This window comes from Mycobacterium sp. E2238, assembly GCF_001672665.1.
Lineage (GTDB): Bacteria > Actinomycetota > Actinomycetes > Mycobacteriales > Mycobacteriaceae > Mycobacterium.
Map to the genome: position 1 here is coordinate 1 of NZ_LZKF01000159.1, position 10,774 is coordinate 10,774.

The window sequence follows — 10,774 nt, forward strand, 5'->3', positions numbered from 1 at the left end:
GGCTTCCTCAGTGAAGCCGACCTCGGCATCGATTACTTCCTCCTCAAGGGTGCCGGCGCGACAACCCGGTCGATCACGGTCGGGGACCGCAGCGATACACAGGAGCTGGTGCGCGCAGTCGGTGCCACGGGAATGCAGCCGGTGATCGACCGGGTGTTCGAATTCGATGACGCCGTAGCGGCATTCAAACGCCTCGCGGCAGGCGAGCATCTCGGCAAGATCGTCATCCGAGTGCACTGACGGGCGTCGTGGGTCCCTTCCTGCCTCGAGCCGCTGACCACCGCGAGGTTGTCATCTACCGCTGCGGGCCGCACCGCTCAGGTGCATCGTCGTCACCGCCCCCTTCTTGGGCGCCGCGCGCGTGGGCGCGCCACCTCTGGAATCCGCGCCGCGCGGCGAACGCCCCGACGATGGCCGTCACGCACCACACCGCGATCGCCGCGTAGGCCAACGGCGACGACCGGTTCCCGATCGACGCGCCCAGCGCGGTGTAGACGAACGCGCGCGGCACGGAACCGACGAACGAGCCAATGACCATCTGCCACAAGGGCACTCCGAACGCGCCGAACGCGTAGGACGCCAGCGCATCGGAGATGCCCGGGACGAACCGCTGGCCGACGACCGCCCACAGCCCGCGGCGCTCGATGAGGGCGTCGATGCGGTCGGTGCGTTTCGTCCCCAGCAGCGCCCGGGCGCTGTCGCGCCCAGCCCGCCGGCCGATCAGGCTCGCCACGATCGCGGTGCCGACCGTCGCGCCGAGCGTCACGAAGATGCCGAGGAGGGGACCGAACAGCAGCCCGCTGGCCGCCGCCAGGATCGAACCCGGCACGAATACCGCACCCAGCGCGGCCGACGCCACCACATAGGTCAGCGGCGCCGCCGGCCCCGTCGCGGAGACCACCCGCCGCAGCTCCTCCACGTGGACGACGCGCGCGATGGCCACCAGGTAGAACATCAGGAGCAGGAAGGCCACGAACACGCCGAGCCGCACGATGTGGGCGCGCCGGGATGCGGGTTCCGGTGTCGGCGCGGAGCCGTCGCTGTTGTCCATGCTGACCGCGATTCTTCCGCACCGTGCGCGGTCGTCGTAAAGTGCCACACATCAGGGAGTCGCATCCCTGTGAGAGGCGTTCCCCGAGATGTCCGAGCACCCTGAGCCAGCGCGGGGCAAGCGGATCGTCGTCTGCCTCGACGGCACCGCCAACCAGATCGGGGCCGGCAACCTCACCAATGTCGCCAAGCTCTTCGAGATGTTGGTGAAGGACGACCCGGCCGGCCAGCTCGCCTACTACGACCCCGGCGTCGGCACGCTGGCGCCGGCATCGGCGCATTCGAAGCTGTCCCGCACCAAGGACTTATTGTTCGAGAAGGCATTCGGCCTGGGGCTGAAAGGCAATGTCGCACAGGCCTACCGGTATGTGATGCAACACTGGCGCCCGGGTGACGCGCTGTACATCTTCGGCTTCAGCCGCGGCGCCTACACCGCGCGCGCGTTGGCCGGCATGCTGCTGCGGCCGGGACTGCTGCGGCCCGGCTCGGAGAACCTGCTGCCGTACGCGGTCGAAAAGTACGCCATCAACCGCTATTTCACCCCGGACGAGTACGCCCGCTGGGCCGAGTTCGCCCGCGCGTTCTGCTGGCGCACCGAGGACGAGCCGCTGTTTTCCACCGTGCGGCAGAACAGCCCGAATCAGGTGTGGCACCACGCGGTGCCGGTGGCGTATCTCGGCCTGTGGGACACCGTCAAGGCGGCCGGCTTCCTGCGGTTCGGCAACCTGCGCTGGCCCTACACGCGCTCGCTGCCCAACGTCGCGCGCATCCGCCACGCCGTCTCGATCGACGAACGCCGCCGCCCCTACCGGGAGTACCTCGTCGAGCGCCATCCGCGGGGGCTGGAGGAACGCTGGTTCGCCGGCGTGCACGCCGATGTCGGCGGCACGTTCATGCCCGATCACCGGCTCGCCACGATCGCGTTGAAATGGGTCACCGACGGGATCGTCGGTGAGCTGGCGATCGACGCGGCTGCCTACCGGGAGCAGTGCGCGGTGACCGAAGACTTCGCGAACGCGCCGATCCACAACAACGGCAAGCTGTGGTACCTCGTCGGCTGCCGGCGCCGCCCAATGGGCCCCGACGCACTGGTGCATCCGAGCGTGCTCGTGCGCCGCCGCGACAACCCTGGCTACCTACCGAATCTGACCGACCAACGGCTCAGCGCCGACCCCACCGACTGGACGTCCCCCGCGTTGTGAAGGAGAAACGCCATGGCCCTCAGTTCGCTGACCACTCTCGACCAATACAAAGCCGCGCCGTTTCCGCCCGGCTACCCCGACAACACGCGAACGTTCTACAGCCCGGTCGACCGTGTGCATGAGGCGCTCAAGGACTTGCTGACGTCGGCCGACAAGAGCATCGTGGTCGCGATGTACGGCTACGACGACCCGGAACTGAATTCGGTGCTGCAGTCGTCGCTGAACGACGAAAAGATCTATGTACAAATGAGTCTCGACTCCACGCAAGCCGCGGGAAAGTCCGAGCGCGCTCTGTTGGCCCCCTGGCTCAACGACAAGACCGGCAACAGCATCGCGATCGGCCACAGTGAGAAGTCGGCGATCATGCACTTGAAGATGGTGATCATCGACGGCGTCGACGTCATCACCGGCTCGACCAACTGGTCCACCGGCGGAGAATCCAAGCAGGACAACCAACTCACCGTGATCCGGGACCCGTACGTGTGCGCGGAAGCCCGTTCACGCATCGACATCATCCACGACGGCATGCTCAAGCAGATGGCGGCGAAGGCGCAATCCGGCGGCGCGCACTAGGCTCCCCACCGGAGGCGCGCAGCCGCTGCGCCAGTCCGGTCGCCCGCACGGCGCGGCGCGCGATGGCGGCGCGCACGGAAGCCTCGGAACCTGCCACCCGGACCTTGGTCTTCGCCCGCGTCACGGCGGTGTAGAACAATTCGCGGGTCAGGAGCCGCGAATCCTCCGGCGGCATCAGCACCGTCACCTCGTCGGCCTGGCTGCCCTGGCTCTTGTGGATCGTCATCGCATGCATGGTCTCGATGTCTGTGAGCCGGCTGGTCGCGAAGCTCAACGTTCCGGCGGCGCCGGCGATGACGGCCCGCAGCCCGTCGCTGCCGACCACGACCACTCCGGCATCCCCGTTGTAGACCTTGAGCCCATAGTCGTTGGCGGTCACCAAGACCGGCCGACCGGCGTACCACGCCGAGGTTATCGGCTGACCCGTCTCCTCCGTGAGCCAACGCTCCACCTGCCGGTTCCAGTGCGACACCCCGTACGGGCCGTGCCGGTGCGCGCACAACAGCCGGTGCTCGTCGAGCGTCGCCAACGCCACACCGGTGGCGCCGAGCACCGCGGCCTCCCGCACCCTCAGCGCGTGCGGAACCAGGACCGCGCGCAGCCGGTCGGTCGGCCCGTCGGAGTCGAGCCACTCGACGTGATCGCCACCGGCCCTCAGCAACTCCAGCACGCGGTCGGCGTCGCCGATCCGGATCGCTTCGGCCAGCGCACCGATCGACTCGCCGAAGCGATGCGGCGTGCGCAGCGCCGCGACCCGCACGTCGTCGCGCGTAGCGAGCCCATCCACCAGATCGGCCAGCACAGCACCGGCTTCCACCGAGGCGAGCTGGTCGGGATCGCCCACCAGGATCAGCCGGGTATCGGGCCGCACCGCCTCGAGCAGGCGGGCCATCATCGTCAGCGACACCATCGACGTCTCGTCGACGACGATCACGTCGTGTGGCAGCCGGTTGCCGCGATTGTGCTTGAACCGCACCGACGTATCCGGCCGCGAGCCCAGCAGCCGGTGCAGCGTCGTCGCCGGCAGGCCCGCTAGCCGCGCCCGGTCCGCGGCGTCCAGCCGCTGCACCTCGGCGGCCACCGCCTCGGCGAGCCGGGCCGCCGCCTTGCCGGTCGGCGCCGCCAGCGCGATCCGGGGCCGAGGGAGGCCGACGAGCTCGGCCTGCCCGGCCAGCAGAGCAAGGAGTCGCGCCACCGTGGTGGTCTTGCCGGTGCCCGGGCCGCCGGTCAGCACGGTGACCGCCTGCGAGACAGCGATTTCCGCGGCGGCCCGTTGCTCGTCATAGCCTGATGGAAAGAGCCGATCGACGGCGGGCACGTCGCCCGTTGCCCGGGGAACGGAGAGCGCGAGCAGGTCGGCGCACACCTGCTCCTCCTCGAGCCAATACCGGTCCAGGTACAGCAGCTCCCCGAACAACCGCAGCACCGGCGGCGAGCCGACCAGCGGGCTGGACCGCACGGCGGCCATCCATTCGCCGGCGTCGGGCCAGGGCAGCTCCGCGTCGCCGACTTGCGCGGCCACCGTGCGCAGGTCCACGCACACCGAACCGCCCCGCAGCGCGCGCACCAGCAGCGCGACCGCCAGCGCCACCCGCTCGTCGGGCTCGCCGCCGAGCGCCGTAAGCCGCTGTGCGACATGGACATCGGCGGCCTCGAAGACGCCTGCCCCGGTGTACGTCCGCAACAGGCCCTCGGCGCCGATCGCCTCCAGCGTCACGCGGCCGCCCTCCCGTCGAGCAGGTCCGACATTCCGGTCACCAACGACGACGGCGGCCGCCAGCTGAACACCCCCGACGGGTGCCCATCGATTACGGGTGTGGCCGCGCCGCACATCCCGCGCACGAAGAGATAGAGGACGCCGCCGAGATGCCGGGCCGGGTCGTAGTCAGGCAGCCGCCACCGCAGGAACCGGTGCAGCACAACGCTGTACAGCAGCGCCTGCAGCGGATAATCCGAGTGCAGCATCGCCTCGACCAGCCGTGGCCGGTCGTAATCGGCGGATGTGAGCGGCCGGTCGGGATCGCCCAGCCAGTTGGTCTTGTAGTCGACCACCAGGTAGCGGTGCGCCGCGCCGTCGGGCACGCGCAGCACGGCGTCGACTGAGCCGGTGAGGTAGCCGCGCAGCGGCTGATCACCAAGGGGGCGGCTGGTCAACCGATCGGCATAGGGCGCCAGCGCGTCGTCGGCCGGTAGGTGCGCGCGCAGCAACGTCCCCATGTCCGCCAGTCGGATCTCGGGCGCGGTCGAGCGCAGATCACCGCCGGCCAGCGGGAACTCGAAGTCCAACTCGCGCAACCGATCCCGGAGCCCGATCCGGCGCAGGGTCAGGTCGCCGGCCAGCGGACCCAACGGCGTATCGTGCATCGGCACCATGGCCGCCGCCAGCAGGTCCGGGGCCACGTCGACCGGCCACCACACCGAGTGGCCGCGGATGTGTGACTCCAACTCGGCGGCCAGATCTGCTGCAAACGGGTCGGTCGTCTCCAGCACGGCGTGCACGAGCGTGCCGAACTTGGCGCCCATCGGCAGGTCCGCCATCGGCGACGGCACTTCCGGCCCGGATGAACCCTGGGCCAGCGGAAGATCACCGGCTTCGTCGTCCAGTTCGGTGACCTCCGGCTCGCTGCTCACCCCGACGGACCCGAAAATTTCCGTCGCGGCCCGGATCAGGCCGGAGTACGAGGTGCGCCGCCACCCCGTGTCGATGCCGCGATGAAAGTGGCGGCTGGCCAGGTCGGACGGCACCGGCTCGGGCGGCACGGACGGTGCCGCGGCCACCACCGAACGCTCGATCACCGGACCGCCCGCCTCCTCCCATTCGCGCAAGCGGGCCATCGCGTCGTCGTCGGAGATCTTGGCCGGTTCGCATCGGTCGGGTACGCAGGAATCTCCCGGTCGGCGGCCGCGCAGCAGCCGCGAGAGTCCGCCGTTGGGCTCGTCGAACGCCGGCGACCACCAGGCCACGACCTGCGCCTGGGCGCGGGTCAGCGCGACGTACGTCAGCCGGCTGTCGTCGCTGGCGTCCTCCTTGCGGCCCAGCCTCTCGACGGCCGTGAAGTCCGGGCTGTCCTTGCCGCCGATGTGCAGGCAGCGCACGCCCTCGTCGTGGAACAGCACCACATCGCGGTCCTGGGTATTGCGGTTGAACGCGAACGGCAAATACACGATCGGGTATTGCAGGCCCTTGCTCACGAAGACGGTCATGATCTGTACGGCCGCGGCGTCGCTGTCCAGGCGCCGGTTGCGTTCGGGCGCGCCGCCGCGTTCGTCGCGCTGCCTGCGCAGCCAGTCGCGGAGCGCGGGCAGGCTGGAGCGCTCCCGATGCGCGACCTCCTGCAGCAGCTGCGCGACGTGCGCCAGGTCGGTCATGTGGCGTTCGCCGCCGTGGGCGGACAGCACGCGGTCGCCCATGCCCGACAGCTGCGCGGCCTCGAAGATGGCGGCGACGCCGCGCTCTCGGGCGTGACCGGCCCACTCCCGCAACGTTTCCGCGACGCGGTCGGTCAGCGCGTCACCGCCGGCCGCCAGCGATTCCGCGGTCTCGCCGAAGAACATCGTCGCCGCCGCGGCGCGCACCATGCCGGGCCGGTGCGGTTGGTCGAACGCCTCCAGCAGGCAGAGCCAGTCTTCGGCGGCGTCCGAGGAGAACACGTCCGAGTCGCCCGTGTACACCGCCGGTACGCCCGCGTCGCACAGCGCCCGGTAGCAGGCGGCGGCGTCCTTGTGCTTCTCCACGATCACGGCGATGTCGCGGGCCTGCAGCGGCCTGCCACCGAACGTCGCGCCGCTCGCCAGCAATGCGCGGACATCGGCGGCCAGGTCCGCGCCGATGTGTGCCCGCAGCTCTTCGATGGGCAAGTTTTGAACCCCACGGCGGCCCAACGATTCTCGTTGCACCACCCGCAACCGGAACGGGTCGTTGTGCGGGGCACCGGCGAGACGGTGACCCCGGTGGTAGGCCTCGACGTCGTCCACCAGTATGGCGGGGTCGCCAAGTTGGGCACCGCGCAACACCACCTGCAGGCGATCGATGAGTGCCGCATCGCTACGCCAATTGACGGCCAGCGTCTTCTTCTCACCGGCGGTCTCGGCCGCCCGCAGATACGTCACGATGTCGCCGCCGCGAAACGCGTAGATGGCCTGCTTGGGATCACCGATGAGGATCACCGTCGAGCGTCCGCTGAACGCGCGGTCGATCACCTGCCACTGCACCGGGTCGGTGTCCTGGAACTCGTCGACCATGACGATCGGCCAGCGGTGATGCATCCGGGCCCGAGCAGGGGAGTCGTCGGTGGCCAGCGCGGCGGCGAGCCGGCTCAGCAGGTCGTCGTAGTCGAGCACGCCCATCCGCCGCTTGCGCGTATCAAGTTCAGCGAGAACGTCTTTCGCGAAGGAGACGCACACGGCGGCCCGCGATCCGGGCTCGGGGTCGCGCGGCCGCAGCTGCGTCGAGGGATTCTTGACGACCTCGCGCGCCAGCCGCAGCGCCTCGCGGTAATCCAGCGCCGGATCGTCGCGCTCTTGTCCGAAGTGCGCGAGGTAGAGGTCGTCGACGATCTGAACGATCAGCTCGTCGAGGCTCTCCAGCAGCGTGACGTTCGCGGCGGTGTCGCCGGCCACGCCCAGCGACTTCAACACCAACTGGCAGAACTGGTGCGTGGTGGCGATCGTGGCCGCGTCGAAGCGGGCCAGCGCGTCGCGGAGGCGCTGCTTGCGCACCGCGCGCTGGTCGTCGGTGCCCTCCAGCAGGTAAGCCACCAATTCATTGGCACCCGCGCCGTCATCGAAAGCGGCCACCGCCTCGACCATTTGGCCGCGCACACGTTCCCGCAGCTCCTGGCTGGCGGCGCGGCCGAAGGTGATGAGCAACATCTGGTCCAGCGTCGCCACGCCCTCGGCGACGTAGCGGGTGACCAGGCCGGCCAGCGCGAACGTCTTGCCGGTGCCCGCGCTGGCCTCCAGCACCGTGGTGGACCGATCGGCGGGCAGCGGTCCGAGCAGGTCGAACCGCTCGATCATGTCGGCTTCCTTTCGGAGCGCAGCATCGGCAGCCAAACCCGGGCGGCGTACGCGCCCAGCCGGGTGTCTTCGCCGTCGTGCTCCTCGCCCGGTCGCACGGGTCGCATCAGATCGGTCAGGCGGGTGTTCTTGCCCCAGGCCCGCAGATGGGCCGGCTCATCGTGCTCGAACTTCCACCGGTATTCCGCCTCACGCAGCGGATCGTCGCCGCAGTGCCGGGCGGCCGCCCAGGCATATGATGTCTTGATGGGCAACGGGATCGGCTCCCGGCGCCCCGCGTCGTAGATCGCCACCAGCTCACGCAGCACCGCTGAGGCGTCGTCGGGTGGACGCCCGAGCCCCTCCACCCGCGGGGTGGTCCCCCTCTTCAGGCGGCCGATGCACACCGCCGACCAGTCACGGTCGGGGTCGTGAGCGATCAATGCCAGCAAGGGAATCCACGACTCGAGCAGATGCTTGCCATCGAGCTTGGAATAGGTCACCGACACCAGCCGCTCCCCGTACACGGGTGCGACCGTGCCCGTGAGCCGCCGCCCGGAGCCGAGTTCGATGTCGACGTCGTACGCCTTGGCGTCGGCCCCGCGGTGTTGCTGCGCGGCGGCCGCCAGCAGGGCGGCCTGGTCGCGAATCTCGGTTGCCCTGCGCCATCCCAGTTGGCCGGGTGGCAGGGTCCCCCGCCGCCACTCGGCCTGCCGGGCGTCGTCCGGTGTCCACCCGCGCAGGATGTCGCTCAGCATCCGGTCGCCGACCGTCCACTCCTCGAGGCCGTCCAGGTCGACGGGTATGGCGTCCTGCACGCCGTCGACGTCCCGCGGCAGGGTGAATTCGAGGGCGCGGAAGAAGCCCTTGACCGGGTCCTTGAAGAAGCTCACCAGGTCGGCGAGGATGACGTCGTCGGCCGGCGGTGCCGGCAGCGGTCCCGAAATGAACCTGCGCGCCTCGCCGCGTTCGCCCGCGGCGGCCCGCGCCGCGCGCAGCACGGTCGGGTCGAAGCTGAAGGGGACTTTCGGCACCAGCCTTCCCGGGATGACATTGCGAACGTCGAAGGGCTGCAATGGATGCTGTACGACGATGCGCCCGCGAACCTTGCCCGTCTGCTCGCTCGACGCGGTCATGTCCAGGGTGTCCAGCAGCTCGGCCAGCGGCACCGCGGGCGGACGCGGCTGGCCCGAGTACTCGTTGGCGCCGGTGTAGGTGATCACCAGCTTCTCGGTGGCCGCGCCGATGGCGTCCAGCAGCAATTGCCGGTCCTCCGAACGGATGTCGCGCTCGCCGGTCATCGGGTCGCGGGCCAGCGCGTCGTCGCCGTCGACCACACCGAGCCTGGGGAACACGCCGTCGTCGAGGCCCACCAGGCACACCACCCGGTGCGGCACCGAGCGCATCGGGACCATGGTGCACACCGTCAGCGTGCCGCTGCGGAAGTTGGCCCGCGTCGGGCGCCCGGCAAGGCGCCCCTCGAGGAGCGCCCGGATGTCGGGCAGCCGCAGCACCGTGCCGGCGTGCGGCCCGGCGTCGGCCAGCGTCGACGCGAACTCCCGGCGCATCTGACTGGTCTGCCACAGGTCCGAGTCGTCGATGCGCGTCAGCAGCTCGATCCCGTCGGCCAGCGCGGCCAGCCAGTCGCCCAACGGCCGCGCACCGGTGAGTGAGTCGACCGCGCGTTGCAGCCGGTCCACGAATTCGGCGAACTGGCCGGCCAATTCGACGCGGTTGCTGCTGACGTCGTCGAGGGGCAGCGTCGCGTCCAGCCAGGCGTGCGAGTCGTCGGACATCGCGACGCCGGCCAGCACCCGGTCGATGCCGAAACGCCAGGTGTTGTGCACGAAGTCGACGTGATACGGCCGCCGATGCTCCTGGTCGAACCCCCACCGGATGTTGGCCTGCCGGACCCAGCGGGTGATGGCCTCCAGGTCGTCGTCGGTGAAGTCGAAGCGGGCGCGCACGGGCGCCACCTCGGCGAAGTCGAGCACCTCGCTGGCGGTCACCCGGCTGCCGGCCAGCGCCAGCAGCCGCGAGGCGACCCCGAGCAGCGGATTGGTCTGCAGCGGAGAGCGGTCAGCGAGCCGCACCCGCAACCGGTGCGCGGGATGCGCGCCGTGCACGACGTCGCCGAGCCCGAAATCGGCGACGATCAGCGGCGCGTACGTCTCGATGTCCGGGCACATCACCAGGATGTCGCGCGGCTCCAGCGTCGGGTCGTCCTGCAGCAGGCCGAGCAGCACCTCGCGCAGCACGTCGACCTGGCGCGCCGGTCCGTGGCAGTTGTGTATCTGCACGGAGCGGTCATCTTCGGCGAGGTTACGCCCTTGCGGCCGAACGGCATTCGCGGCGATGTCGGACTGCAGCCAGCCGAGCAGTGTGTCGGGCCGTTCCGGTGCGGGGAGATGCTCGTCCGTCTGCGGATCGGCGGGCAGGCCGCGCTGGAGTTCGCGCAGGTCGCGTCCGAGCGTGGCCAGCAGTGGGTGACCCACGGTGCGATGGCCGGTGTCCAGGCGGCGGGGGATGGCACCGCGGGCGCCGGCCAGCGCGCGCCACAGTTGGTCGCTGGGATGCGGCAGCCACAGATGCAAGTCGTGGTGGGCGGACAATGCGTCCAGGAGCTCCACGTCGGTGCACGCCAACCGGGTGTGGCCGAACAGGGACAGCCGCGCCGGCAGGCCGGTCCGGCCTTCGCGCAGCCCGGCGACGGTCCGCTGGTGCCGGATGTGCGGGGGATCGGCGGGCACGGCGGCCACCAGCGCGCGCCAGAGCTCCGGTTGCCAGGCCAGGTCCGGGTCGAGGTCACCCGGATCGCCCGCCAGCCAATCGGTCAGCAGGCTCGGGCGTTGCCTGGCATACGACGCGAACAAGCCGGCCAGCCGGCGCGCCACCGAATAGCGGCGGCCGCGGCGCAGCTCCGCCTCCGCCTCCGTCGGCGCGAAGTGGCC

7 protein-coding genes are annotated in these 10,774 nt (G+C 70.3%); 3 read left to right on the forward strand and 4 right to left on the reverse strand.

Features of this window, described 5'->3' with window-relative positions; genetic code table 11:
* Positions 1–240, forward strand: a 240-nt coding sequence (locus A5711_RS13740) for a zinc-binding dehydrogenase (protein ID WP_156744931.1), incomplete at its 5' end; no start/stop codon positions are given.
* A gap of 55 nt (positions 241–295) precedes the next feature.
* Here the strand turns inward: A5711_RS13740 and A5711_RS13745 are convergent.
* On the reverse strand, positions 296–1,051 hold the full coding sequence (locus A5711_RS13745) for a TVP38/TMEM64 family protein (protein WP_067947326.1): 756 nt from the start codon (positions 1,049–1,051) through the stop codon (positions 296–298).
* 88 nt (positions 1,052–1,139) lie between these two features.
* On the opposite strand from A5711_RS13745, the gene A5711_RS13750 reads away from it, so the two are divergent.
* Both A5711_RS13750 and A5711_RS13755 read left to right on the forward strand, forming a co-directional pair.
* Entirely contained in the window at positions 1,140–2,252 is a 1,113-nt protein-coding gene (locus A5711_RS13750) for a DUF2235 domain-containing protein (protein WP_067947328.1), read from the forward strand.
* A gap of 12 nt (positions 2,253–2,264) precedes the next feature.
* A complete protein-coding gene (locus A5711_RS13755; RefSeq protein WP_067947330.1) occupies positions 2,265–2,825 on the forward strand; it encodes a phospholipase D-like domain-containing protein in 561 nt (186 codons plus the stop codon).
* Here A5711_RS13755 and recD read toward each other — a convergent pair.
* The 3 genes from recD to recC form a co-directional block, all read right to left on the reverse strand.
* On the reverse strand, positions 2,782–4,542 hold the full coding sequence (recD, locus tag A5711_RS13760) for an exodeoxyribonuclease V subunit alpha (RefSeq protein WP_067947332.1): 1,761 nt from the start codon (positions 4,540–4,542) through the stop codon (positions 2,782–2,784). The genes A5711_RS13755 and recD overlap by 44 nt on opposite strands.
* Positions 4,539–7,841 carry an exodeoxyribonuclease V subunit beta gene (recB, locus tag A5711_RS13765; RefSeq protein ID WP_067947336.1) on the reverse strand — a complete coding sequence of 1,101 codons (3,303 nt, stop codon included), beginning with the start codon at positions 7,839–7,841 and terminating at the stop codon, positions 4,539–4,541. The genes recD and recB overlap by 4 nt, the downstream gene beginning before the upstream one ends.
* On the reverse strand, positions 7,841–10,774 hold a 2,934-nt coding region (recC, locus tag A5711_RS13770; RefSeq protein ID WP_067947334.1), incomplete at its 5' end, for an exodeoxyribonuclease V subunit gamma. The genes recB and recC, both read right to left, overlap by 1 nt.

What these genes read in the sequence shown, in the direction of transcription:
- A5711_RS13745 (WP_067947326.1), bottom strand. Translation starts at nt 1,051, where the DNA reads ATGGACAACAGCGACGGCTCCGCGCCGACACCGGAACCCGCATCCCGG.
- A5711_RS13750 (WP_067947328.1), top strand. Translation starts at nt 1,140, where the DNA reads ATGTCCGAGCACCCTGAGCCAGCGCGGGGCAAGCGGATCGTCGTCTGC.
- A5711_RS13755 (WP_067947330.1), top strand. Translation starts at nt 2,265, where the DNA reads ATGGCCCTCAGTTCGCTGACCACTCTCGACCAATACAAAGCCGCGCCG.